Here is a 25,410-nt window from a genome sequence, read left to right on the forward strand (position 1 = left end):
ATAAACCATCTACGGTACTGCTTCTCATTTACTAAATATACCCGCTGAAAATAAGGGTATTTTCCCAGCGAAACGACGAGTTTCATCTAAACTTGTAACCGGTATCACAATTCAGGAGATGGAAAACCATGAAACAGACCGTAGCCAACTACATTGCCAAAACGCTAGAGCAGGCGGGAGTGAAACGAATCTGGGGCGTGACGGGCGATTCGCTCAATGGCCTTAGCGATAGCCTGAACCGAATGGGCACCATTGCGTGGATGCCGACGCGACATGAAGAAGTGGCCGCTTTTGCAGCGGGCGCAGAGGCGCAGCTCACCGGCGAACTTGCAGTATGCGCCGGTTCCTGCGGGCCAGGAAACCTGCACCTCATTAACGGACTCTTTGACTGCCACCGCAACCACGTACCGGTGCTTGCCATAGCCGCACATATCCCGTCGAGTGAAATCGGCAGCGGTTACTTCCAGGAAACCCATCCACAGGAGTTGTTCCGCGAATGCAGCCACTACTGTGAACTGGTATCGACACCAGAACAGATCCCACAGGTGCTGGCCATTGCCATGCGTAAAGCAGTGCTCAACCGCGGCGTGTCCGTGGTGGTTCTGCCGGGCGATGTCGCGCTGAAGGCCGCGCCAGAGAGCGCCAGCACCAACTGGTACCCCGCGCCGCATCCCATTGTCACACCACCACTGAGCGAGCTGGAAAAGTTGGCTGATAAGCTCAAGTCAGCGCGTAATATTACCCTGCTGTGCGGCAGCGGATGCGCCGGGGCACATGAAGAACTAACCGCATTTGCCGGCAAGCTAAAATCCCCTATCGTTCACGCGCTGCGCGGCAAAGAGCACGTTGAATATGACAACCCGTATGACGTCGGCATGACCGGGCTTATCGGTTTCTCTTCCGGATTCCACGCCATGATGAATGCCGATACCCTCATCCTGCTCGGCACTCAGTTCCCCTACCGACCGTTCTACCCGACCGAAAGCACCATCATCCAGATAGACATTAACCCTGCGAGCATCGGCGCGCACAGCAAAGTGGATATGGCGCTGGTGGGCGATGTGAAAGCCACGCTGGCGGCGCTACTGCCGCTGCTAGAAGAAAAAAGCGATCGGAGCTTCCTCGATAAAGCGCTGGAACACTATCGCAGCGCACGCAAAGGGCTAGACGATTTAGCCAAGCCAAGCGATAAGGTCATCCACCCGCAGTATCTGGCGCAGCAAATCAGCCGTTTCGCCAGCGAAGATGCCATCTTCACCTGCGATGTGGGCACCCCAACCGTGTGGGCCGCACGCTATCTGCAAATGAACGGGAAGCGCCGTCTTCTGGGCTCGTTTAACCATGGTTCCATGGCTAACGCGATGCCGCAGGCGCTGGGTGCGCAGGCCACGGAACCCGGGCGCCAGGTGGTGGCGATGTGCGGCGACGGTGGCTTCAGCATGCTGATGGGCGATTTCCTCTCGGTCGTGCAAATGAAGCTGCCGGTGAAAATCGTGGTCTTTAACAACAGCATACTGGGCTTTGTGGCGATGGAAATGAAAGCCGGGGGCTATCTGACCGACGGCACGGAGCTTGGCGACACTAACTTTGCGCGCATCGCAGAAGCCTGCGGGATAACCGGCATCCGCGTCGAGAAATCCGCTGACGTCGAGGACGCCCTGCAACGCGCCTTCAGCATCGACGGCCCAGTGCTGGTTGACGTGGTTGTCGCGAAAGAAGAGCTGGCGATCCCGCCGCAGGTTAAGCTCGAGCAGGCCAAAGGTTTCAGCCTGTATATGCTGCGCGCCATTATCAGCGGCCGCGGTGATGAAGTCATTGAACTGGCGAAAACCAACTGGCTCAGGTAAAAATGGAGGCATTATTCTGAGTTAAAAAGGAAATGCCGTGATCGACCTACGCAGTGATACCGTAACCCGCCCGACGCGCGCCATGCTGGAAGAGATGATGGCCGCGCCGGTCGGGGATGATGTTTATGGCGACGACCCTACCGTTAACGCCCTCCAACACTACGCCGCCGAGGTGTCTGGTAAAGAGGCGGCGCTTTTCTTACCTACCGGTACCCAGGCTAACCTGGTGGCCCTGTTGAGCCACTGCGAACGCGGTGAAGAGTATATTGTCGGCCAGGGCGCACATAACTATCTGTATGAAGCGGGCGGTGCCGCGGTGCTGGGCAGCATCCAGCCGCAGCCGATTGATGCCGCCTCGGACGGCACGCTGCCGCTCGATAAAGTGGCAGCGAAAATCAAAGCTGACGATATCCACTTCGCGCGCACTAAACTGCTGAGCATCGAAAACACCCATAACGGCAAAGTGCTGCCACAGGCGTACCTAAAAGACGCGTGGGAATTTACCCGTGAGCGCGGTCTGGCGCTGCACGTGGACGGCGCACGCATCTTCAACGCCCTGGTCAGCTATGGCTGCGAGCTTAAAGATATCACCCAGTACTGCGACTCGTTCACCATCTGCCTCTCTAAAGGCCTCGGCACACCGGTTGGTTCACTGCTGGTTGGCAGCCACGACTACATCAAACGTGCGAATCGCTGGCGTAAAATGACCGGCGGCGGAATGCGCCAGGCGGGCATTCTGGCGGCAGCCGGGCTGTATGCGCTGAAAAACAACGTTGCCCGTCTGCAGGATGACCACGATAACGCCGCATGGCTTGCCGAGCAGTTGCGTGAGATTGGTGCAGATGTGATGCGCCACGATACCAATATGCTGTTTGTCCGCGTCGGTGACGCTCACGCCTCGCAGTTGGGTGAGTACATGAAGGAACGTGGCGTGTTGATTAACGCCTCGCCTGTCGTGCGCCTGGTGACCCATCTGGACGTTAATCGTCAGCAGCTCGCGGAAGTTGTCTCACACTGGAAAGCCTTTTTAGCCCGCTAAGGAGCATGACGTGCCACGTACTATTCTGGTTTTTGGTGCCAGCGGCTATATCGGCCAGCACCTGGTGTCTGAATTAAGCCAGCGCGGGTATACCGTGCGGGCGGTGGCACGTCGTATTGAGCGGCTGCAAAAACGTCAGCTTCCGGGCGTGACCTGCTATTCGGTCGATCTGGAAAAAACCACCGATGTCGCCAGGCTGCTCAACGGTGTCGATACCGTCTACTACCTGGTGCACGGTATGGGTGAGAGCAAAGATTTTATCAAGCACGAACGTCGGGTGGCGGAAAACGTGCGTGACGCGCTGCTGATAACCCCGGTGAAACAGCTGATCTTTTTAAGCTCACTGCAGGCACCGGAGCATGAACAGTCGCCGCACCTACGTGCCCGCCAGCTCACCGCAGATATCCTGCGCAGCGCGGGCGTACCGGTAAGCGAGCTACGCGCCGGCATCATTGTCGGCGCGGGTTCAGCCGCTTTTGAGGTGATGCGCGACATGGTGTACAACCTGCCAGTGCTTACCCCGCCGCGCTGGGTGCGTTCACGTACCACGCCTATCGCGCTGGAAAACCTGCTGGTCTACCTGGTCGAGCTCTTAAACCATCCATCGTCGGAACACCGCGTGTTCGAAGCAGCGGGCCCGGAGGAGCTAACCTACCAGCAGCAGTTTGAACATTTTATGGCGGTCAGCGGTCGTCATCGCCCGCTTATCCCGATCCCACTTCCCACCAGTTGGATCTCGGTGTGGTTCTTAAACGTGATTACCTCCGTGCCGCCAACGATCGCCAAAGCGCTGATCCAGGGATTAAAGCACGATCTGCTGGCGGACGATCGCACGCTACGGGCGTTGATCCCGCAGCAGTTGATCCCTTTCGACGAAGCGGTGCGCCGCACGCTGGAAGAGGAGAAAAAGCTCGCCAACTCCAGCGACTGGGGTTACGACGCACAGGCCTTTGCTCGCTGGCGACCCGAGTACGGCTTTTTTGCCAAGCAAGCTGGCTTTACCGTGCAGACTTCCGCGAGCCTCTCCGCCCTGTGGCAGGTCGTCAATCGTCTGGGTGGTAAAGAGGGCTATTTCTTCGGTAACGTGCTGTGGAAAACGCGTGCGGCGATGGATCTGCTGGTCGGTCATCGTCTCGCCAAGGGCCGCCCGCCGCGGGAAATGTTGCAGGTGGGCGATACCGTCGACAGCTGGAAGGTGATTATCGTTGAGCCGGAAAAAGCGCTAACCTTATTGTTTGGCATGAAGGCGCCGGGCCTTGGTCGTCTGAGCTTTACGATGGTCGATAAAGGCACGCATCGAGAACTGGACGTGCGCGCCTGGTGGCATCCGCACGGTATGCCAGGATTACTGTACTGGCTGTTGATGATCCCGGCACATCTGTTTATCTTCCGGGGAATGGCGCGGCGTATCACCCGTCTGGCAGAAGAAGCGACAGGAAAAAGTGCGCAATAACCCTTTTTCGTCTTAGTTTCCCATTGCATACGAGTGAAATAAACGGAAGAATGCGCACGAAACTCTTTTTTAACACTGTGGATGATTATGAAGGTACTGGTCACCGGCGCCACCAGCGGGTTAGGCAGAAACGCGGTTGAATATCTGCGTAGCAGAGGCATCAGCGTCAGAGCGAGCGGTCGCAACGAAGCGATGGGCAAACTGCTGGAGAAAATGGGCGCGGAGTTCGTCCATGCTGACCTGACTGAGCTGGTTTCCTCCCAGGCAAAAGTGATGCTGGCCGGCGTAGACACGCTGTGGCACTGTTCCAGCTTTACCTCGCCGTGGGGTACCCAGGCCGCCTTTGACTTAGCCAACGTTCGTGCCACCCGCCGTCTGGGCGAATGGGCCGTCGCGTGGGGCGTACGCAACTTCATCCATATCTCTTCGCCGTCGCTGTACTTTGATTACCACCATCATCGCGACATTACCGAAGATTTCCGACCGCATCGTTTCGCCAACGAGTTTGCCCGCAGCAAAGCGGCCAGCGAAGAGGTGATCCAACTGCTGGCGCGAGCCAACCCTAATACCCGCTTCACGATCCTTCGTCCGCAGAGCGTCTTTGGGCCGCACGACAAAGTATTTATTCCGCGCCTGGCGCAGATGATGCACCATTACGGCAGCGTGCTGTTGCCGCGCGGCGGCCATGCGATGGTCGATATGACTTATTACGAAAACGCGGTTCACGCGATGTGGCTTGCCAGCCAACCACGCTGTGACGACCTGCCTTCCGGCCGCGCCTACAACATCACCAACGGCGAACCGCGCACCCTACGCAGCATCGTTGAGCGTTTGATTGATGAACTGGATATCCCCTGCCGCATTCGCTCGGTGCCCTATCCAATGCTGGATATGATTGCCCGCAGCATGGAACGCTTTGGGGATAAGAAGTCGAAAGAGCCTTCACTGACACACTACGGCGTCTCAAAGCTGAACTTTGATTTTACGCTGGATATCAGCCGCGCCCGCGAAGAGCTAGGCTATGAGCCCATCGTCTCGCTCGACGACGGTATTATCCGTACCGCCGCCTGGCTGGAAGATCACGGCAAGCTGCCCCGCTAGGGCTTAGCCCTGACCGTATTTCTCCAACAGCGCCTCGGCAATTGCCAGGCTTTCCGCATCGGCAACGCCATCATAGCGTGTCGGGCGGAAATGCATCTGGAAGGCGGCAATGACCCTGATTTGCTGCATTCGGGTCATCCCCGGCTTCACCTCATAGCCATATCGCGCCAGCAGGTCGAGTAGATTATTGGTCGCCACCGGTGCGCCAGGCGCTCGCCCATTCAGGTAGAACGCCACCCGATTTTCATCCGGCCATGCGCCAATCCCCTGCTGCGCCAGCGATTTCCATGGGAACAGCGGCCCCGGATCGTCTTTACGCTGCGGCGCAATGTCCGAATGGGCAACCACATTTTGCGGCTCAATGTTGTAGCGCTTGATGATATCTTTCGCCAGCGGCACCAGCGCCTGAATCTGCGCGGGTTCAAACGGCGTAAAGAACCTCGTACCGTCGACTTTCTGCCAGCCGCGGTTCTCCAGTTCAATGCCGATAGAGGTATCGTTGATACGCGTTGCACCGCGCCAGAAGCTGATGCCCGCATGCCAGGCGAGCTTCGACTCCGGCACCAGTTGCCAGATTTTCGGCTTGCCGTGCAGCAGCGGCGGCACCGCCGGGATCAGATAATGCACGCTGACCTGCTGGCCGGTTAACGTCTCCAGCGAGACGTCAAAATCGTCCGCCGTATAGTGGATCACCAACTCTTTGATGCGGGGATAGGCCTGCGGCGACGTTTGGCTGGTATCCAGCACATAATCCTGCTTTTCAACAACGGCCTTTTTATTTTCCCCGGCACACCCCGCCAGCACCATCGCCAGCATCACCACGGTAAGTAAACGTTTCATCGGCGCGTTTTGACCGCCGTACCGCTCACGCTGACCATCAACATGCTGCTGTCTTTGCCCACGGTTTCATAATCAATATCAATTCCGACGACCGCATCCGCGCCCAGCGCTTTGGCCTGCTCGCCTAACTCCTTAAAAGCAATCTCACGCGCTTTGCGCAGCTCTTTTTCGTAAGCGCCGGAGCGGCCGCCAACGATGTCACGGATACCGGCAAAAAAATCGCGGAAAATATTGGCCCCGAGAATCGCCTCTCCCGTCACCACGCCGCAGTATTCAGTAATGGGCTGCCCTTCGAGGGTGGGGGTCGTAGAAAATTGCATGGACTACTCCTTCGTTAACGTTCAATGCCTTAGCTCTCTGCGCTAAACGCATTATCGGACCGATACGCTATGCTTGAAAAGGGAATACTCCATTATCGTATACATAAATCGCGCCCGCTGCATGGCGGCATATGGGCGATGAATGTTGAGACAGCTAACAAGGAATCACTATGCGTTACACCAACCTTGCACTTATTCTTCCCGCCGCACTCCTGCTGAGCGCTTGTACCACCGTAACACCGGCCTATAAAGATACTGGAACCCGCGTGGGACAGTGCGTGGAAGGCGGCCCGGACGCTGTGGCGCAGAAGTTTTACGACGCACAAAAACAGCAACGCAGCACCGATTTTACCGCGCTTCGTCCTTACCTGAGCGATGGTCTGGCGAAACTGTTGAGCGATAGCAGTCAGGATCCGGACAAACGTACGCTGCTGCAATCGAACCTGTTCTCCAGCAGCGCGGGCGCGCCTGACAGCGCCGATGTCGCCAGCGCTTCCACCATCCCAAATACCGATGCCCGCAACATTCCGCTGCGCGTAGATTTAAAGCAGGGAACCCAGAGCTGGAAAGATGAAGTGCTGATGGTTCGCGAAGGCAACTGCTGGGCCGTTGATGACGTACGCTATCTCGGCAACAACACCCATGCTCCAGCAGGCACATTGCGTCAATCTCTTGAGAAACGTTAATAAATTGTAACGTAATTCTGTCAAATGCCTTATCCCGGCAAAATGTCTGGCATTCCCCCTGGAATGCCGACATTTATACCCCTCGCCCACCCCGCCCGTTATTTTGTGCTAACTTTAAAAGAAAAGTTGGTTTACATTTAAGTTTTAACGCACAAATATTGCATAACTATTCTGTCAAAGGTACTATTTGCGGCCTCAATTGCTGATAATTCTCTATGGGCTGATACCTTCAGCGGAGAAATCCAAAAACGACAGCAGAGCATGCACCTGGCCTTTCCAGGGCGAGAACAACACATTCGTGACGGGTATCAATGAGCATTAAATTAGACGGCATTAACTGCTTTTATGGCGCGCACCAGGCGCTGTTCGACATCACGCTGCAATGCCCTGAGGGCGAAACGCTGGTACTGCTTGGCCCAAGTGGCGCAGGTAAAAGCTCACTCCTGCGCGTGCTGAATCTGCTGGAAATGCCGAAATCCGGCACCCTGGCGATTGCGGGTAACCATTTCGATTTTGCTAAGACCCCGTCAGACAAAGCGATTCGCGAACTGCGTCAAAACGTCGGCATGGTCTTCCAGCAGTACAATCTCTGGCCTCACCTGACGGTAGTACAAAACCTGATTGAAGCGCCGTGCCGCGTGCTGGGCTTAAGCAAAGACCAGGCGATGGCGCGTGCGGAAAAGCTGCTGGAACGTTTACGTCTCAAGCCGTTCAGCGATCGCTATCCGCTGCACCTCTCCGGTGGCCAGCAGCAGCGCGTGGCGATTGCCCGTGCGCTGATGATGGAGCCGCAGGTTCTGCTGTTTGATGAACCGACCGCGGCACTTGACCCGGAAATCACCGCCCAAATTGTCAGCATTATTCACGAACTGGCTGAAACCAACATTACCCAGGTTATCGTCACCCACGAAGTGGAAGTGGCGCGTAAAACGGCCAGCCGCGTGGTGTATATGGAAAACGGTTATATCGTCGAACAAGGCGATGCAAGCTGCTTTAACAGCCCACAGACAGATGCATTTAGAAGTTATCTTTCTCACTGATTCAGGACAATGACGATGAAAAAAGTACTGATTGCCGCGCTGCTTGCTAGCGTCAGCCTCTCCGCTGCTGCCGCTCAAACCATTCGTTTCGCGACCGAAGCATCTTATCCTCCATTTGAATCCATGGACGCCAACAACAAGATCGTCGGCTTCGACGTGGATCTGGCTAACGCCCTGTGTAAAGAGATCGATGCGACCTGTACCTTCAGCAACCAGTCTTTCGATAGCCTGATCCCAAGCCTGAAATTCCGCCGCATCGACGCGGTGATGGCCGGTATGGACATCACCCCAGAACGTGAAAAACAGGTGCTGTTCACCACCCCGTACTACGACAACTCAGCCCTGTTTATCGGCGTAAAAGGCAAGTTCACCGGTGTTGACCAGCTGAAAGGCAAAAAAGTGGGCGTGCAGAACGGTACCACGCACCAGAAATTCATCATGGATAAACACCCGGAAATCACGACCGTGCCTTACGACAGCTATCAGAACGCTAAGCTGGATCTGCAGAACGGTCGTATTGACGCGGTCTTCGGCGATACCGCCGTGGTTACCGAATGGCTGAAGGCCAACGATAAGCTGGCGGCCGTCGGCGATAAAGTGACCGACAAAGACTACTTTGGCACCGGCCTGGGTATTGCTGTCCGTCAGGGCAACACCGAGCTGCAGCAGAAATTCAACGCTGCGCTGGAAAAAGTGAAGAAAGACGGCACCTACCAAACCATCTACGCTAAATGGTTCCAGAAGTAAGACTTGATGAACGAAATGTTTCCTTTAGCAAGCGCCGCCGGCATGACCGTCGGCCTTGCCGTTTGTGCACTGATAATCGGCCTCGCGCTGGCGATGTTCTTTGCGGTATGGGAGTCAGTCAAATGGCGCCCTATCGCATGGCTCGGCTCCGCGCTGGTTACCGTGCTGCGCGGCCTGCCGGAAATCCTGGTGGTGCTGTTTATCTACTTCGGCTCTTCACAGCTGCTGCTGACGCTGTCTGACGGTTTTAACATCAACCTCGGCATCGTACAGATTCCAGTACAGATGCAGATCGAAAACTTCGATGTCAGTCCGTTCTTGTGCGGCGTGATTGCCCTCTCCCTGCTTTACTCCGCCTATGCTTCGCAGACCCTGCGCGGCGCGCTGAAAGCGGTACCGGCAGGTCAGTGGGAGTCCGGCCAGGCGCTAGGGATGTCGAAAAGCGCTATCTTCTTCCGACTGGTCATGCCGCAGATGTGGCGTCACGCGCTGCCGGGTCTTGGCAACCAATGGCTGGTGCTGCTGAAAGATACCGCGCTGGTGTCGCTGATTAGCGTGAACGATCTGATGCTGCAAACCAAGAGTATCGCTACCCGCACCCAGGAGCCGTTTACCTGGTATATCGTGGCGGCGGCTATTTACCTGGTGATTACCCTGCTCAGCCAGTACATCCTCAAACGCATTGACCTGCGTACCACTCGCTTTGAACGGAGACCAGGCTGATGCTCGAGTATTTACCGGAACTGATGAAAGGACTGCACACCAGCCTGACGCTGACCGTAGCCTCCATCGTAGTGGCGCTGGTGCTGGCGCTGATTTTCACCATCATCCTGACGCTGAAAACGCCGGTGCTGGTGTGGCTGGTGCGCGGCTACATTACGCTGTTCACCGGTACGCCGCTGCTGGTGCAGATCTTCCTTATCTACTACGGCCCGGGCCAGTTCCCGACGCTGCAGAACTACCCGGTGCTGTGGCACCTGCTCTCTGAGCCGTGGCTGTGCGCGCTGATTGCGCTGTCGCTAAACAGCGCCGCTTACACCACACAACTGTTCTTCGGGGCGATTCGCGCCATTCCGGAAGGCCAGTGGCAGTCCTGTAATGCCCTGGGGATGAGTAAGAAAGATACGCTGGCGATTCTGCTGCCATACGCCTTTAAACGCGCGCTCTCGTCCTACTCCAACGAAGTAGTGCTGGTGTTTAAGAGTACGTCTCTCGCCTACACTATCACGTTGATGGAAGTGATGGGCCACGGTCAGCTGCTCTATGGGCGTACCTACGACGTGATGGTCTTTGGCGCTGCTGGGCTGGTTTATCTGGTGGTGAACGGCCTGCTGACGCTGATGATGCGTTTAATCGAACGCAAGGCGCTGGCCTTCGAACGCCGCAACTAGCTTCTGCATAAACTGCGTTTGTGAAAAACGGATAAGCCATTGGCCCATCCGTTTTTTTTTGCAATTAATAAAATATTTAATCAAATATATTGCATACAAATTCACATAGTGGCATTGTAGCCCCATGCCACACGCAGGGCAGCACCCAATAAGCGAGACAGACAGGAGCTCATCCATGAAAAAATTAGTATTGGCCGCCTTACTTGCCACCGTCGCCGCAGGCGCCCAGGCCGCAGATAAAATCAGCTTTGGCGTTTCCGCCACCTACCCGCCGTTTGAATCCATGGATGCCAGCAACCAGATTGTCGGCTTTGATATCGATCTGGCTAACGCGCTCTGTAAGCAGATGCAGGCTGAGTGTACGTTCACCAACCATGCGTTCGATAGCCTGATCCCAGCGCTAAAATTTAAGAAATATGACGCGGTCATTTCCGGCATGGACATCACCCCAGAGCGGAGTAAACAGGTTGCTTTCACTGATGCCTATTATGCTAACTCGGCGCTGGTCATCGCCAAAAAAGGCGAGTTCAAGACCTTTGACGACCTGAAAGGCAAACGTATCGGGATGGAAAACGGCACTACCCACCAGAAATACCTGATGGATAAGCACCCGGAAGTGAAAACCGTGGCCTATGACAGCTACCAGAACGCGATTATCGACCTGAAAAATGGCCGTATCGACGGTGTGTTCGGTGATACCGCGGTGGTTAATGAATGGCTGAAAACCAACCCGCAGCTGGGTGCAGCGACTGAGAAAGTCACCGACCCGCAGTACTTCGGCATTGGTTTGGGGATTGCGGTACGTCCAGACAACAAAGCGCTGCTGGAGAAACTGAACGGTGCGCTGAAGGCGATTAAAGCTGACGGTACCTATCAGAAGATTAACGATAAGTGGTTTGCTGAGTAATCAGCCGTTCCCGGGGTCGCTAACGCTCGCCCGGGCTACCAGAAACCCGTAGCCCGGCCAAGCGAAGCGCCGCCGGGACTATCTCCGCACCAACAGCGTCAGCACCTCGTAATGCGCCGTGTGCGGGAACATATCAAACAGCTGCACCTTCTCCACGCGATACCCCGCCAGATGCGCAAAATCCTTGGCCATCGTCTGCGCGTTACAGCTGGAATAGATAATAAATTCCGGTGCCATCTCGCTTAAATAGTCACACAACGCTTTACCAATACCCCGACGCGGCGGGTTAACCAGCACCAGCTGAGGAATATCGGCCTGCGTGGTGGCAAACTGGGTCGAGTCCAGCGCCTGGAAATGGAGCTTATCCAGGCCCAGCGCTGCCGCCGACTGTTTGGCACAGGCGATAGCTTCTGGCGCAATTTCGATGCCGGTCAACGTCATTTCCGGCGTGGCGCAGTGCAGACCAAAACCGCCAACGCCGCAGAACAGATCCCACATGTGGTTAACCGGCAGCGCTCTCACCCAGTCGCGGGCGGTGGCGTACAGCGCACTCGCCACCGTCGGGTTGGTCTGGAAGAAGCTCTGCGGACGGATCCACAGCGGCACGTCGTTAAAGCTTTCCGCCAGCGCCTGCTGCTCGGTAAAGAAGATTTCCTGCTCGCCTTCCATAATCGCCATATGCACCGGCTGGATATTAGCGGTAATTACCTTCAACTGCGGCAGTTGTGCCTGTAGCGACGGCAGCGCCGCCCGCAGTTGGGCCAGCTTGGTTTCTGAGCGCAGCACGAAGCGCAGCATCATGCCGCCGTCCAACTGGCTTTCGGTGAGCAGCAGATACTTCAGCTCGCCGCGCTTACGCGCCACGTTGTAGGGCGTGAGCCCGGCGCGAGCGATAAACGGCTTCAGCGCGGCAAAGACCGAGGCAAACGAACCGGGATAAAGCGGGCAGTCGGTTAAGTCTTCTGGGGTGCCATCGCGATGTAGCATGCCGAGCAGCGGGCGCTCTACGCTACCGCTGACCACCATTTTGGCTTTATTACGAAAACCCTGTTCCGGGCCGGATACCGGTGCGCACCAGGCGTTAACGGAAAAATCCGCCAGCAGCGTCTGGAGATCGGCCATTTTGGCCGCGAGCTGCTCGGCTATCGGCTGCTCAATCCACTGACAGGAACGGCAACGCTGGGCATCATAAAGTGCGCACTGCATAGAAAGACCTTGAGAAAATCGGGGGCGTGGATTGTATCACCGTTATTGTAAGCGGAAAAATCGTCGGGAGGCTGCGGGCAGAAAAAGCAGGCATAAAACCAGCAGATCCGGCATTTTTTGCATCACCAGCGAGCGGAAGATCTCCCGTTTCGACTCGCCTGCGATGCTGAACAGCTCCGGATAACCATAGCCCAGCGATGCCGCCCATAGGTAGCTGGCGGCGATCACCTGCGTCAACAGGTAGACCCAGCGCGCCCAGTTACGCCCTTTTACCAACGAAAATGCGCAACTTATTTCCACAAAAACCAGCGCCAGGCTACTAAGAAAAACCAACGTCAGCGTCCAGGTTTGTACGCTGCGGTGAATAAACTCACCAATGCCTTGCAGCCCCAACAAATTGATTATCATAATCAGGTCGAGACCGCGGATTAAAATAATGGCGAGCGCCGCCACCTGCACCAAAGCAGGGACATTCAGACGAGCATGCGAACGGCTTCGAGTAAACAGATCCAATGTATTGCCTTCCATGAAAACGATGCCGCGAACGTTCGCGGCATCGACTGCATATCCGTATCGATTTTAAGAGGATTATCCGCGTCTTGCACGTTGGATATCGCGTACCCGTTGTTTTTCTGCACGTGCCATCAGATACCAGGCGATAAATCCGACAATTCCGACCACACCAAGAATAAGCGTCGCCAGGGCGTTAATCTCCGGATTCACCCCCATACGCACGCTGGAGAAGACCAGCATCGGCAGGGTTGTTGCACCTGGGCCCGAGACGAAGCTGGCAATCACCAGATCGTCGAGCGACAGTGTGAAGGCAAGCAGCCAGCCGGAGACCACGGCGGGCATGATCATCGGCAGCGTAATAATGAAAAAGACCTTCAGCGGCGTCGCACCGAGATCCATCGCCGCCTCTTCAATCGAACGATCAAGTTCACGCAACCGCGATGAGATGACCACCGCCACGTAGGCCGTACAGAAGGTGACGTGCGCCAGCCAGATGGTCAGCATGCCTCGGTCGGCAGGCCAGCCAATAGCGTGACCCAGCGCCACGAACAGCAGCAGCAGCGACAGCCCGGTAATAACATCCGGCATAACCAGCGGCGCCGTTATCATAAAGGCAAAACCGTTGGACCCGCGAAAACGGCCAAAACGCACCATCACCACGGCAGCAATGGTGCCGAGGATAGCCGCCATGGTTGCCGCACAGGCCGCAATCGTCAGGCTCAGCCCTACGGCGCTCATCATCGCATCATCGCGGAACAGCTCACCGTACCAGCGCGTCGACCAGCCCGCCCAGACGGTGACCAGCTTCGAGCTGTTAAACGAGTAGACCACCAGCATCAGCATTGGCGCATAGAGGAAGGTAAAACCAATCACCAGGATCAGAATACGCCACGGCGATCTTACGGCAGGCAGGTTGTTCATCCGTGGTCTCCCATCTGTTTTTGCTGATACTTATGGAACCACATGATCGGCACGATCAGCAGCAACAGCATCACTATCGCCACCGCCGAGGCCACCGGCCAGTCGCGGTTGTTAAAGAACTCCTGCCACAGCACACGACCAATCATAATGCTGTCCGGGCCGCCGAGCAGTTCCGGGATCACAAACTCCCCGACCGCTGGAATAAACACCAGCATCGACCCGGCGATAATTCCACCTTTGGTGAGCGGCACAATCACGCTGAAGAAGGTTTTCAGCGGGCGAGCGCCCAGGTCCAGCGAGGCTTCCACCAACGAATAGTCGATACGGGTCAGCGCGGTGTAGATAGGCAGCACCATAAACGGTAGATAGGCGTAGACAATGCCAATATAGACCGCCAGATTGGTGTGCAGAATCGTCAGCGGCTGATCGATAACGCCCAACCACATCAAGAAGTTATTCAGAATGCCGTTGTTTTTCAGGATCCCCATCCACGCATAAACGCGGATTAAGAATGATGTCCACGACGGCAGAATCACCAACAGCAGCAGAATATTGCGCGTTGATGGTTTGCTGTGCGCCACCGCCCACGCCAATGGGTAGCCGAGCAGCAGACAGAAGAGAGTCGAGATCCCCGCCACCTGCAATGATTGCAGGTAGGCCTCGAAGTAGAGCGGATCGTCGGTGAGCTGCAGGAAGTTGCCGAAGTTCAGGGCAATGGTGAGCTGACCGTCGGCCCACTCCATGAGATCGGTATACGGCGGGATCGCGCGCGCCATCTCCGCCAGGCTGATTTTGAAAACAATCAGGAACGGCAGCAGAAACAGCAGGATCAGCCACACGTACGGCATGGCAATGACTAGCTTGCGCCCGTGCTTCATATTGATGCGCGCTAGCCACAGGACGAAGCCGCCCGGTTTGCGCGAACGGGCTGGTGGTTCAAACGTACTCATAGCCCCTCCTTAAACCGTCAACACCACGCAGCTATCAGCATCCCAGCACAGACGTACCTCATCGCCCCAGGTCGGTAATCCTTTCTGGTAGCGATGAGCGTTCTGCAACTGGGCGCTGATCATCTGCCCGCTTTTGAGCCGCACGTGGTAAATGGAGAGATCGCCCAGATAGGCGATATGCACCACTTCACCGACGGCAAAGTTATAGCCGTCCGCAGGTGGCTCTTCGCAAAGCATGATTTTTTCCGGGCGCAGCGCGACGTACACCGGGACGTTATCGACGACTGAGGCATCCGGATCGACCTTCAGCGGGTGCACCAGCCCCGGTGAATCAATCACCAGGCCATCGTCCTCACGCGACTTCAGCAGCCCCTCGAATACGTTAACCGAGCCAATAAACTCAGCGCTGTAACGGGTAGTCGGGTGCTCGTAAATCTCTTCCGGCTCGCCAATTTGCACGAACTTGCCACGGTTCATAATGGCAATGCGCCCGGCCATGGTCATTGCCTCTTCCTGGTCGTGGGTCACCATGACGCAGGTGACGCCAACGCGTTCCAGAATATCGACCACTTCCAGCTGCATGCGGTCACGCAGCTTTTTATCCAGCGCACCCATCGGTTCATCCAGCAACAGCAGCTTTGGGCGCTTCGCCAGGCTTCGTGCTAATGCCACGCGCTGACGCTGCCCACCGGAAAGCTGGTGCGGTTTGCGTTTGGCAAACTCCTGCATGTGCACCAGCGCCAGCATCTCGGCAACGCGAGCGGTAATTTCCGCTTTCGGCAGCTTGTCCTGCTTGAGCCCGAAGGCGATGTTCTGCTCCACGGTCATGTGCGGAAACAGCGCGTAGGACTGGAACATCATATTGATCGGCCGCAGATAAGGCGGGACGTGCGCCAGGTCGACGCCGTCCAGCATAATTTGCCCAGCTGTCGGTTGTTCAAAGCCTGCCAGCATACGCAGCAGAGTCGATTTTCCGCAGCCGGAGGGTCCCAGCAGCGCAAAGATTTCGCCTTTGTAAATAGTGAGGTTAACGTCGTCTACGGCATGTTGGCCGTCGAAAGATTTGGTCAGGTTACGGATTTCCAGCAGCGGGGTGAGCGCTTTGCGGGTTTTCGCCTGCGGGCGGGGAATAGCGTCGTTCAATCTGGTGCTCTCCGGCAAAATACAAATATCGATATGGCCCGGTCGTCATATCAACCTCTGGACACCGACCGCATGGCCGATGTCCAGATTGGGGCAGATGCACTGCCCCGGTGCATATTCATCACCTTATAGATGATTGAATTATTTCCCGCTTTTTACTTTGGTCCATGCGCGGGTTCTCACGCGATCAATTTTTGGATCCTGGACCTTCAGCGTAAACAGCTTGGCGAACACATCTGCCGGCGGGTAAATCGCCGGGTTATCGCGAATTTCCGGGCTAACCAGCGGCGTCGAGGCTTTGTTACCGTTAGCGTAGAACACGTGGTCGCTGATATGGGCAATCACGTCCGGACGCATCAGGTAGTTAAGGAACTGATAGGCTTCATCTTTATTCTTCGCATCGGCTGGCATGGCGAAGACATCAAAGAAGGCCAGTGCACCCTCTTTCGGAATAAAGTAAGAAACATTTACGCCGTTTTTCGCTTCTTTGGCACGGTTTGCCGCCTGCCACACATCACCCGCCCAGCCGATAGCCACGCAGATATCGCCGTTCGCCAGATCGTTAATGTACTGAGAGGAGTGGAAGTAGCGGATGTTAGGACGCAGTTTCAGCAATAGATCGGTTGCCGGGCCGGTGTAGTCATCCGCTTTGGTGCTGTTCGGGTCTTTGCCCAGGTAGTTCAGCACGGTGGCAAAGACCTCTTCTGGCGCATCAAGGAAGGAGACACCACAGCTTTTCAGCTTTTCCAGGTTTTCCGGTTTCATCACCAGATCCCAGCTGTTCAACGGCGCATCTTTGCCCAACACGGCTTTGACCTTGTCGACGTTGTAGCCGATACCAGTGGTCGCCCATAAATAAGGCATCGCGTATTTGTTTTCCGGGTCGTGTTTAGCCACCAGCTTCAGCACATCCGGGTCGAGGTTTTTCCAGTTTGGCAGCTTGCTCTTATCGAGCGGCTGGAACACGCCGGCGGTGAGCTGGCGCTCGAGGAAGCTGGCCGACGGCACCACCAGGTCAAAACCGGTGCTGCCCGCCATCAGTTTGCCTTCCAGCACTTCGTTAGAGTCAAACACGTCATAGACGACTTTAATTCCGGTCTCTTTCTCAAAATTCGCTACGGTGTCCGGCGCGATATAGTCAGACCAGTTATAGATATGCAGCGTTTTTTGTTCCGCAGCGAGCACGCTTGCCGAGGCGGCCATCAGCACACCCGTCACCAGACCTGTTAACCATTTTTTATTTAAGGCGGCCATATCTCTTATCCTTCTCGTCGCCCGTTAACAAACGGGCCAAATATACGCAATTTAGAGTATGCAAAAATCATGCATATTTTTTCGTACTGCATGAAAGAGAAGAGACCGGGCTCCCCTGCAGTCATTGCTCGCTTTATCAATGCAAGAACCTCGCCAACAATAGATATTGCCAGCAATAAATAGGGGAGCATCGATATGTCGCAAGGATAACTGTAGCCCGAACTGGAGGCCATAGGTCAGCGTAAAAAACGCCTTTTATCAATTTTTTATGCAAGATCACTCTATCTGATAAGCCAAAAGGGGCAATCAGGTAGTGAATGAATCTTTAAAAATAGGTTAAATGCAGAATAAAAGCAGGTAATACGCAGCCACTATGGCAGTGACTGCGCTAATTCACGGGGATGATTAGTGAAGAAAATGGTACTGGATATCTTCCGGCGGCTGTTCTTCGTCTTCCGGCTTATAAAGCAACTGATGTGCGTTTGCCTCGAGGATCACCATCGAAACCTGCTCTTCGCTCTGCGTTGCGAAGGCGGCGAACTGTTCGTACGTCACCCCCACGCCTACGGATAAAGACTGGCAAACCACCAGCTTTGGCAGATTATCATCCTGCATATCGAGAAACGCCTTAACCGTCAGCGAACTGGCGTTAATAGCGGAGAGATCGGCACCCAGCGCCAGCAGCGCGGATGGCTTGACCTCAGCCAGCGCCGAGAACAGCACGACGTTATCGATGAGATCAATTTTGGCATCGAAGACGCCTTCAAAATTTTGCATATGCGGCAGGTGCAGCGCCTGACAGGTGTCGCACTCAAAAAAGCTCATGCCCATTTCGTCGAGCCACTGACGTAACGTATCCAGACTCGGGACGACGAGAGAATCCATATTGCCTATGACCTCATGCGGTAAAGTAAAACATTCCAGACAAACAAATTACCGGACGGCAGCCCGGTATAAGTACGAGAGTAGCGCATAGCTTACGCAAAAAAGTCGTCACATACCATGAAAGCGCACTATCCACCGATTTTCAGACAAAATCCGGGGTGTGCCTGACGCTCGATCCACTCGATCATTTTTCCAGCAATATCGATGCCGGTGGTGGTCTCCACCCCTTCCAGCCCCGGCGACGCATTCACTTCCATCACCAGCGGGCCACGGCTGGCGCGCAGAATATCCACGCCCGCCACATCCAGACCGAGCGTTTGTGCCGCCTTAATAGCGATCGCCCGTTCAGCCGGGGTGATCTCGGCCACCGTCGCCACGCCGCCGCGGTGCAGGTTAGAACGAAAATCGCCTGATTTTGCCCGGCGTTCAATCGATGCCACCACTTCATTGCCGACCACCAGGCAGCGAATATCGCGGCCTTTGGCCTCTTCGATATATTCCTGCACCAGGATATGCGCATTCAGCCCGCGAAACGCGTCAATTACGCTTTCCGCCGCCTGCCGCGTTTCAGCGAGCACCACGCCAATCCCCTGCGTGCCTTCCACCAGTTTTACCACCAGCGGCGCACCACCCACCATGTCGATAAGATCGCTGGTATCGTCCGGCGAATGGGCAATGCCGGTGACCGGCAGGTCGATACCCTGGCGCGCCAGCAGTTGCAGCGATCGCAGCTTGTCGCGAGCGCGGGTAATGGCCACCGATTCGTTGAGTGGGTAACTGCCCAGCATCTCAAACTGGCGCAGCGTCGCCATGCCGTAATAGGTAATCGCCGAGCCAATACGTGGGATCACCGCATCGTAGTGTGGCAGCTGTCGACCTTTATAGTGTATCGACGAGGCCGCCGGGTCGACGTTCATATAGCAGGACAGCGGGTCGAGCACTTCAACAATATGGCCGCGACGCTGGGCGGCTTCGCGCAGGCGCTTACACGAAAAGAGCGTTCCATCCCGGGACAATATGGCGATTTTCACCCTTTACCTCTCCAAAAAAGCCGCTAAAAAAACCGGCGTATCATACGCTTTTCGCATCCACGGAGGCTTGAGCCCCGGCACAAATTCGTTAATGAATCAGCGCGTAGCAAACCCCTGCTGATGCAGATAATCAAGAATAAACGGGCGGCTCTCTTTGATGAGCGTGCGGCGAATATGGTCGCTCCAGGTATCACGACGCGCATTGGTGCTGCGCGATAAATAGTACTGGGCAAGATCTTCGTCGTACTGCGCCAGCACTTCAGGGTTCATCGGCTGATAGTGGTTTTCATGCACCACCAGTGCGGCCGGCAGACGCGGCTTGAGATCCGGGTGGCTGGCAGGCCAGCCAAGGCACAGACCAAAGAGCGGCAGTACGTGCTTTGGCAGCTTCAGCAGTTCCGTCACTTGCGCAATATTATTGCGCAGTCCGCCGATATAGACGCCGCCCAATCCCAGAGATTCAGCGGCGGTCAGCGCGTTTTGCGCCATCAGCGAGGTGTCCACCACGCCGAGCAGCAGCTGTTCCGCCAGACCCAGCTGCGCCTCAGGGCAAATCTGCAGATGGCGATTAAAGTCGGCGCAAAATACCCAGAACTCCGCCGCCTGTGCGACGTGTTCCTGGCCGCCGGTCAGCTTGACCAGTTGTTCACGCATAGCGCTATCGGTGATACGGATAATCGAGCTGCACTGTAAAAAGCTGGAGCTGGAAGTGGCCTGGGCGCTGGCGATAATCGCACTACGCTGTTCGTCGCTTATCGGCTCGCCGGTAAAATGGCGAATAGAGCGATGGTTAAGCAGAACCTCAATGGTCGGAGTCATCTTTTTTTTCCTTGTCTCGCGGCAGGTTAGGGTTCATCAGCTGTGGAGCGACAGCGCGGGCAATACCCCAAAAAAGGACGCCCGCGGCGGGCAGCATCAGCGCAATGCCGAGAAAGATCATCACTACCGCTGCCAGTTGGCTGGCAAACGGCGCGGGCAGCGTAATGTACTGATTGAGCGATAGCCACGCCACCGCCAGCACAATCATGCCGACCGTCTCCAGAATTAAAACGCTTTTCGGTAGTGCTCCGAGCGAACGCATGCTTCTCCTCCTGTGAACCCTTAGCGCATTTTGATAGCTAATTGATGACGATTATAACGGTATGTGGATGAAAAATAATTAGCGAGACATAGCCAGAATGAATCAGAGTAACAGGCAGAACCTTCTTTCGCCTTCCACCATCGCGCCGCATAATGAGCGCCATTCGCCGACAGGCACGTTGATTATTCCGCTCGTTTGAGGAGAAACACTATGTTTACCGTAATTTTTGGTCGTCCAGGCTGCCCTTACTGTGTACGTGCAAAAGAGCTGGCGGAAAAGCTGACCCAGGAGCGTGATGATTTCAACTACCGCTACGTAGATATCCATGCGGAAGGCATCACAAAAGCCGACCTGGAAAAAACCGTCGGCAAGCCGGTAGAAACCGTGCCGCAGATTTTTGTCGATCAGAAACACATTGGTGGATGCACAGACTTTGAAGCCTGGGCGAAAGAGAATCTCGGCCTGTTTGCCTGATAACACCATCAACGCCCGCGCTTAAAGCGGGCGTTTGTTTTCTCGCCGCTTTTCGTGCAGCAGCGAGCTGATAAACAGGTAGCACAAGGCACCGAGCGCACACCAGAACACGGCGCTGAAAAGCCAGGCCAGTTCCTGCCAGAACGAACGATCGCTGCTGAAGAAGAGACGCATCAGGACAAGACAGAGCGGTGCCGCAAGTATGGCGCCGACCAGCGGACGCAGCACCCGACGACGCGATGAGATAAAACTCGAGACAACGCCAGGGATAATAAAGAACAGCAGCCCCAACTCAGGACTTCCGCTCGCGCGAAACGCGCCCTTCACGTTCAGAATCAGTGAAAAAAAGACCACAATAAAGAGTAAGAAGCAGCAAATAACCCCTGCCCAACCGCGTTCAGTTTTCACACGCATCTCCTGAAAATATCTCTATCAAACCCCAGACTTCGCCCTCACGGACACCCAGTCAGATAAAGTTGTTGGCTTTCCCTGCCAAAACTTCGCTACATTTTATCTATCAGACTTTTCGGAACGTTCTCCCGGGCATGGAAAAAACCGATACCCGATGATTCACTCTCTTGCTGTCGTGATACAGCCTGATTGATCTTATGTTATGTGTACTAAAAGCGATTGTTGCTAGCCGTAGCTATCAGGAACGATTAAACTACTGACCGCTATTTTCTGGTTATTCTTCGGGTTTCTGATAGCGAAATGCATACCATAGCCCGTGGTCAACAGTAGACCAAATAGCCATTCCTTTCAACACGTTACTGGTAAACGATAAGTTAGACTCCGTGAATATAAACGTCGCAGATTTGTTAAACGGGAATTACATCCTGTTATTATTCGTGGTATTAGCGCTGGGGCTTTGTCTTGGCAAATTACGTCTGGGCTCGATCCAACTCGGTAATTCCATTGGCGTTTTAGTGGTTTCTCTCCTATTAGGACAGCAACACTTCAGTATTAACACCGAAGCGCTGAATCTGGGCTTTATGCTGTTTATTTTCTGCGTCGGTGTAGAAGCCGGGCCGAACTTTTTTTCAATTTTCTTCCGCGACGGCAAAAATTATCTGATGCTCGGCCTGGTCATGGTCGGGAGCGCTCTGCTAATTGCATTAGGCCTCGGCAAGCTATTTGGCTGGGACATCGGCCTGACGGCCGGGATGCTCGCCGGCTCAATGACCTCCACCCCGGTACTGGTGGGCGCAGGCGATACGTTGCGCCACTCCGGCATGGAGGCGAGCCTGCTCGCGCAGGCACAGGATCACCTGAGCCTCGGCTATGCGCTGACCTACCTGATTGGTCTCGTCAGCCTGATTGTCGCGGCGCGTTACCTGCCTAAATTCCAGCACCAGGATCTGCAGACCAGCGCCCAGCAAATCGCCCGCGAGCGCGGTCTGGACACCGATTCCAACCGTAAAGTCTATCTGCCGGTTATCCGCGCCTATCGCGTAGGCCCGGAACTGGTGGCATGGGCCGACGGTAAAAATCTACGCGAGCTTGGCATCTACCGCCAGACCGGCTGCTACATCGAGCGTATCCGCCGTAACGGCATTCTCGCCAACCCTGACGGCGACGCCGTGCTGCAGATGGGCGATGAAATTTCGCTGGTAGGTTACCCGGATGCACACGCGCGTCTGGACCCTAGCTTCCGTAACGGCAAAGAGGTGTTCGACCGCGACCTGCTGGACATGCGCATCGTCACCGAAGAGATCGTGGTTAAAAACCACAATGTGGTCGGCCGCCGTCTGGCACAGCTGAAGCTGACCGACCACGGCTGCTTCCTTAACCGCGTAATCCGCAGCCAGATTGAAATGCCGATCGACGACAACATTGTGCTCAACAAGGGCGACGTGTTGCAGGTGAGCGGCGATGCCCGCCGCGTGAAAACCGTCGCTGACCGCATCGGCTTCGTCTCAATTCATAGCCAGGTTACCGACCTGCTGGCCTTCTGCGCCTTCTTTATCGTCGGCCTGATGATCGGCATGATCACCTTCCAGTTCAGCAACTTTAACTTCGGTATCGGTAACGCCGCCGGTCTGCTGTTTGCCGGTATCATGCTGGGCTTCCTGCGTGCCAACCATCCGACCTTCGGCTATATCCCGCAGGGGGCGCTGAACATGGTGAAAGAGTTTGGCCTGATGGTCTTTATGGCGGGCGTCGGCTTAAGCGCGGGTGGTGGCATCGGTAAGAGCCTCGGCGTGGTCGGCGGCCAAATGCTGGTGGCCGGTCTGTTGGTCAGCCTGATCCCAGTGGTGATTTGCTTCCTGTTCGGCGCCTACGTGTTGCGCATGAACCGCGCGCTGCTGTTCGGTGCCATCATGGGTGCACGCACCTGTGCTCCGGCGATGGAAATCATCAGCGATACGGCACGCAGCAACATTCCTGCGCTGGGCTATGCGGGCACCTACGCTATCGCCAACGTACTGCTAACCCTTGCCGGTACGCTGATTATCATCATCTGGCCAGGGCTAGGCGGCTAGCCCTGCGCTGAGGGGAACAAAGAAAAGAAAAAAATTTTTTGCGCAACGCAGAACTTTTTATCAGGGTGCGAGTCTTAATTAGTGCCACTGCTTTTCTTTGATGTCCCCATTTTGTGGAGCCCATCAACCCCGCCATCTTTGGTTCAAGGTTGATGGGTTTTTTGTTGCCTGAATTTCACATCCCCTTTAAAAATCAATCCGCTACACTCCTCGAAGCCATCACCACTTTGCCCCTTCGCTTGCATCCCCTCCCCCCTGTCCCATACTGCTAAGACACCCACTCAACATTCGAGGTGACTCATTTTGCTTGCAGGCAAAGTCGCCGTCATCTTCGGCGGCAGCGGTGCCATTGGGGGCGCGGTGGCGCTTGCCATGGCGCGGGAAGGGGCGCTGGTGCATCTGGCAGCACGTAACCAGCAGAAGCTCGATGCTACCGCTGAGCGCATTCGTTCAGAAGGTGGCGCGGTCAGTACCTTTACCGTTGATGTGCTTGATGAGCAGGCAACCCAGCGGCGCGTGGCGCAGCTTGCGGAACAAACGCTGGGCATCGATATCGTGGTCAACGCTACCGGGTTTATGCATCAGCAGGGCAAACATCTGGAACGTCTGTCGCTGGCAGAGTTTAAGCAAGGTATTGATCCTTTCCTCACCGCGCAGTTCATCATTGCCAAGTCAACGGCACCCTATATGGGCGGCAAGCGCGATAGCGTGATGCTGAACGTCGTCGCCCCGGCAGCGACCATGGCGATGCCGGGGCATCTGGGACATATCGTTGGCTGTGCAGGAATGGAGGCAATGGTCAGAGCGCTGGCAAGTGAACTGGGGCCGCGTAATATTCGGGTGCTAGGCGTACGGTCGCATGCTATCGAGGGGGCGGTCGAGGCAGGGTCTTATACCGGTGAACTGTTTGCTGAAAAAGCGCAGGCGATGTCGCTAACGGTCGATGAATGGTTAGGAGGCGCTGCACAGGGCACGATGCTTAAACGGCTGCCAACGCTTGAGCAAATCGCCGGGGTGATGACCTTTCTCGCCTCCAGCAGCGCAGGTGCTATAACGGCCACGGTGGTTAACGTGACCGCCGGAGCAACGCTTAGCTAGTTCCCATGTCCATCAGCAAACCGCGCCCGCCACCACTGCGGCTTCATATCTTCAAACGAGTGGTAGGCGGGTGCAAATCGCGCATCCTGGTTCTGGTCAAATACGCCGCTCAGCAGCGCAATAACCGGGCCATCGTCAATCGCCCCGAGCGAGCTGCCACAGCGCGGGCAGAAGGCGCGGCTGGATGCCTCGGAAGAGCGCCAGACCGCGGGCTTTCCGCCCTCCCCGGTCCATTGCACATCGTCGGCATCAAACTCCAGCCAGATAACTGACTGGGCACCGGTATGCTTCTGGCAGAGATCGCAGGAGCAGCTGTGGGAAGCGCCAGGGTTAGCGGCGGTGAAGGTAATATGGCCGCACAGGCAGCCACCGGAAAGCAGGGTTGTCATCGCGAGATCTCCGTTTTGCGTTCTCGCTAAGCGTACACGCTTTTCAGGCGCTCTCCCCAGCGAGCCGCCCTACCATTTTTCGGATAGCGTCGCGGTTAAGCGGCTGGCGGTCGGTCACAAAATGCAGCGTCATGCCTTCAATAAAGGCATCCAGCGCACGGGCGGTTACCGGATCGAACCACTGTTCCAGGGTCTGCTGGCTGCGCTGCATCCAGCGTTGCATGACCGCTTTCATCGCAGGTGAACTGCTCGCTAGTGCATAGAATTGGTACATCAGGGTCATATTTTTCGGCGTAGTGACCTGGCTGCTGAAGATAAGCTCCGCCACCGCATCACAGGCATCGCGCGGCGTCCCTACATCATCAAAAAAGGCGGTGTACTCCTGCGACATCCGCTCGGTAAAGGCGCTGAACGCTTCCCCCAGCAGGGCTTCAATGCCGTCGAAATAATAGGTCATCGAGCCGAGCGGCACGTCGGCACAGCTGGCAATTTTACGGTGCGTTACCGCGCTAATCCCGTGTGTGGCAATGGTCTCAAGCGTCGCATCCAGGATGCGCTCCCGGCGCAGTGGGTCATTCGGTCGGCGGGCCATAATTCTCCTCTTTCTGGTT

General features: G+C 55.7%; 28 protein-coding genes. 13 read left to right on the plus strand and 15 right to left on the minus strand.

Annotated elements, in window-relative coordinates; all coding sequences use genetic code 11:
* Positions 1-128: 128 nt before the first annotated feature.
* The 4 genes from poxB (at position 129) to V6944_RS20985 (ending at position 5,440) form a co-directional block, all read left to right on the plus strand.
* The gene (gene poxB, locus V6944_RS20970; protein WP_333500362.1) at positions 129-1,847 is read left to right on the plus strand and encodes a ubiquinone-dependent pyruvate dehydrogenase; all 1,719 of its coding nucleotides are present in this window, start codon (positions 129-131) and stop codon (positions 1,845-1,847) included.
* A gap of 37 nt (positions 1,848-1,884) precedes the next feature.
* Positions 1,885-2,886 (plus strand): low-specificity L-threonine aldolase, encoded by a 1,002-nt coding sequence (gene ltaE, locus V6944_RS20975; protein WP_333500363.1) that lies wholly within the window; start codon positions 1,885-1,887, stop codon positions 2,884-2,886.
* 10 nt (positions 2,887-2,896) lie between these two features.
* Positions 2,897-4,339: an SDR family oxidoreductase gene (locus V6944_RS20980; protein ID WP_333500364.1), complete on the plus strand. Its 1,443-nt coding sequence runs from the start codon at positions 2,897-2,899 to the stop codon at positions 4,337-4,339.
* 87 nt (positions 4,340-4,426) lie between these two features.
* Entirely contained in the window at positions 4,427-5,440 is a 1,014-nt protein-coding gene (locus V6944_RS20985) for an NAD-dependent epimerase/dehydratase family protein (protein WP_333500365.1), read from the plus strand.
* A 3-nt stretch (positions 5,441-5,443) separates the two neighbouring features.
* Here the strand turns inward: V6944_RS20985 and V6944_RS20990 are convergent, their stop codons facing one another.
* Positions 5,444-6,280: an N-acetylmuramoyl-L-alanine amidase gene (locus V6944_RS20990; protein WP_333500366.1), complete on the minus strand. Its 837-nt coding sequence runs from the start codon at positions 6,278-6,280 to the stop codon at positions 5,444-5,446.
* On the minus strand, positions 6,277-6,600 hold the full coding sequence (locus V6944_RS20995) for a heavy metal-binding domain-containing protein (protein WP_151412805.1): 324 nt from the start codon (positions 6,598-6,600) through the stop codon (positions 6,277-6,279). The genes V6944_RS20990 and V6944_RS20995 overlap by 4 nt, the downstream gene beginning before the upstream one ends.
* Positions 6,601-6,770: 170 nt before the next feature.
* Between V6944_RS20995 and V6944_RS21000 the strand changes: the two genes are divergently transcribed.
* The 6 genes from V6944_RS21000 (at position 6,771) to artJ (ending at position 11,371) form a co-directional block, all read left to right on the plus strand.
* The gene (locus V6944_RS21000) at positions 6,771-7,286 is read left to right on the plus strand and encodes a lipoprotein (protein WP_333500367.1); all 516 of its coding nucleotides are present in this window, start codon (positions 6,771-6,773) and stop codon (positions 7,284-7,286) included.
* A gap of 311 nt (positions 7,287-7,597) precedes the next feature.
* Positions 7,598-8,326: an arginine ABC transporter ATP-binding protein ArtP gene (gene artP, locus V6944_RS21005; RefSeq protein ID WP_035894661.1), complete on the plus strand. Its 729-nt coding sequence runs from the start codon at positions 7,598-7,600 to the stop codon at positions 8,324-8,326.
* A gap of 15 nt (positions 8,327-8,341) precedes the next feature.
* On the plus strand, positions 8,342-9,073 hold the full coding sequence (gene artI / locus V6944_RS21010) for an arginine ABC transporter substrate-binding protein ArtI (RefSeq protein ID WP_220441031.1): 732 nt from the start codon (positions 8,342-8,344) through the stop codon (positions 9,071-9,073).
* A gap of 6 nt (positions 9,074-9,079) precedes the next feature.
* Positions 9,080-9,796, plus strand: a complete 717-nt coding sequence (artQ, locus tag V6944_RS21015; protein WP_333500368.1) for an arginine ABC transporter permease ArtQ — start codon at positions 9,080-9,082, stop codon at positions 9,794-9,796.
* Positions 9,796-10,464 carry an arginine ABC transporter permease ArtM gene (gene artM, locus V6944_RS21020; protein ID WP_333500369.1) on the plus strand — a complete coding sequence of 223 codons (669 nt, stop codon included), beginning with the start codon at positions 9,796-9,798 and terminating at the stop codon, positions 10,462-10,464. The genes artQ and artM overlap by 1 nt, the downstream gene beginning before the upstream one ends.
* A 175-nt stretch (positions 10,465-10,639) precedes the next feature.
* Positions 10,640-11,371 carry an arginine ABC transporter substrate-binding protein ArtJ gene (artJ, locus tag V6944_RS21025; RefSeq protein WP_123651343.1) on the plus strand — a complete coding sequence of 244 codons (732 nt, stop codon included), beginning with the start codon at positions 10,640-10,642 and terminating at the stop codon, positions 11,369-11,371.
* Positions 11,372-11,449: 78 nt separating this feature from the next.
* Here artJ and rlmC read toward each other — a convergent pair whose 3' ends face one another.
* The 10 genes from rlmC to V6944_RS21075 form a co-directional block, all read right to left on the minus strand.
* Positions 11,450-12,577: a 23S rRNA (uracil(747)-C(5))-methyltransferase RlmC gene (gene rlmC / locus V6944_RS21030; protein WP_333500370.1), complete on the minus strand. Its 1,128-nt coding sequence runs from the start codon at positions 12,575-12,577 to the stop codon at positions 11,450-11,452.
* A 42-nt stretch (positions 12,578-12,619) separates the two neighbouring features.
* Entirely contained in the window at positions 12,620-13,105 is a 486-nt protein-coding gene (locus tag V6944_RS21035) for a YbjO family protein (protein WP_333500371.1), read from the minus strand.
* Positions 13,106-13,165: 60 nt separating this feature from the next.
* Complete coding sequence (gene potI / locus V6944_RS21040) at positions 13,166-14,011, minus strand: putrescine ABC transporter permease PotI (protein ID WP_333500372.1); 846 nt, start codon at positions 14,009-14,011, stop codon at positions 13,166-13,168.
* Entirely contained in the window at positions 14,008-14,961 is a 954-nt protein-coding gene (gene potH / locus V6944_RS21045) for a putrescine ABC transporter permease PotH (RefSeq protein WP_333500373.1), read from the minus strand. Before potH ends, potI begins: the two co-directional genes overlap by 4 nt.
* A 9-nt stretch (positions 14,962-14,970) precedes the next feature.
* Complete coding sequence (gene potG / locus V6944_RS21050; RefSeq protein WP_333500374.1) at positions 14,971-16,104, minus strand: putrescine ABC transporter ATP-binding subunit PotG; 1,134 nt, start codon at positions 16,102-16,104, stop codon at positions 14,971-14,973.
* A 141-nt stretch (positions 16,105-16,245) separates the two neighbouring features.
* Positions 16,246-17,358 carry a spermidine/putrescine ABC transporter substrate-binding protein PotF gene (potF, locus tag V6944_RS21055; RefSeq protein WP_333500375.1) on the minus strand — a complete coding sequence of 371 codons (1,113 nt, stop codon included), beginning with the start codon at positions 17,356-17,358 and terminating at the stop codon, positions 16,246-16,248.
* A 405-nt stretch (positions 17,359-17,763) separates the two neighbouring features.
* Entirely contained in the window at positions 17,764-18,243 is a 480-nt protein-coding gene (locus tag V6944_RS21060; protein ID WP_333500376.1) for a YbjN domain-containing protein, read from the minus strand.
* A gap of 128 nt (positions 18,244-18,371) precedes the next feature.
* Positions 18,372-19,274: a 30S ribosomal protein S6--L-glutamate ligase gene (gene rimK, locus V6944_RS21065; protein WP_333500377.1), complete on the minus strand. Its 903-nt coding sequence runs from the start codon at positions 19,272-19,274 to the stop codon at positions 18,372-18,374.
* Positions 19,275-19,370: 96 nt separating this feature from the next.
* Positions 19,371-20,093, minus strand: coding sequence for an oxygen-insensitive NADPH nitroreductase (nfsA, locus tag V6944_RS21070; RefSeq protein ID WP_333500378.1), 723 nt, complete (start codon positions 20,091-20,093; stop codon positions 19,371-19,373).
* Positions 20,077-20,355, minus strand: a complete 279-nt coding sequence (locus tag V6944_RS21075; RefSeq protein ID WP_333495831.1) for a YbjC family protein — start codon at positions 20,353-20,355, stop codon at positions 20,077-20,079. Before V6944_RS21075 ends, nfsA begins: the two co-directional genes overlap by 17 nt.
* Positions 20,356-20,565: 210 nt before the next feature.
* Between V6944_RS21075 and V6944_RS21080 the strand changes: the two genes are divergently transcribed.
* Entirely contained in the window at positions 20,566-20,829 is a 264-nt protein-coding gene (locus V6944_RS21080; RefSeq protein ID WP_035894505.1) for a GrxA family glutaredoxin, read from the plus strand.
* Between the two features lie 21 nt (positions 20,830-20,850).
* Here the strand turns inward: V6944_RS21080 and V6944_RS21085 are convergent, their stop codons facing one another.
* A complete protein-coding gene (locus V6944_RS21085) occupies positions 20,851-21,237 on the minus strand; it encodes an inner membrane protein YbjM (protein WP_333500379.1) in 387 nt (128 codons plus the stop codon).
* A gap of 386 nt (positions 21,238-21,623) precedes the next feature.
* On the opposite strand from V6944_RS21085, the gene V6944_RS21090 reads away from it, so the two are divergent.
* On the plus strand, positions 21,624-23,312 hold the full coding sequence (locus V6944_RS21090; protein WP_220441038.1) for an aspartate:alanine antiporter: 1,689 nt from the start codon (positions 21,624-21,626) through the stop codon (positions 23,310-23,312).
* 300 nt (positions 23,313-23,612) lie between these two features.
* The gene (locus V6944_RS21095; protein ID WP_333500393.1) at positions 23,613-24,410 is read left to right on the plus strand and encodes an SDR family NAD(P)-dependent oxidoreductase; all 798 of its coding nucleotides are present in this window, start codon (positions 23,613-23,615) and stop codon (positions 24,408-24,410) included.
* Here V6944_RS21095 and V6944_RS21100 read toward each other — a convergent pair.
* Both V6944_RS21100 and V6944_RS21105 read right to left on the minus strand, forming a co-directional pair.
* Positions 24,407-24,799 (minus strand): GFA family protein, encoded by a 393-nt coding sequence (locus tag V6944_RS21100; protein WP_333500380.1) that lies wholly within the window; start codon positions 24,797-24,799, stop codon positions 24,407-24,409. The two genes, V6944_RS21095 and V6944_RS21100, sit on opposite strands and share 4 nt — an antisense overlap.
* A 43-nt stretch (positions 24,800-24,842) precedes the next feature.
* The gene (locus V6944_RS21105) at positions 24,843-25,391 is read right to left on the minus strand and encodes a TetR/AcrR family transcriptional regulator (protein WP_333500381.1); all 549 of its coding nucleotides are present in this window, start codon (positions 25,389-25,391) and stop codon (positions 24,843-24,845) included.
* Between the last annotated feature and the right edge of the window lie 19 nt (positions 25,392-25,410).

Source organism: Kluyvera sp. CHPC 1.2972, assembly GCF_036759925.1.
Classification (GTDB): Bacteria; Pseudomonadota; Gammaproteobacteria; order Enterobacterales; family Enterobacteriaceae; genus Kluyvera.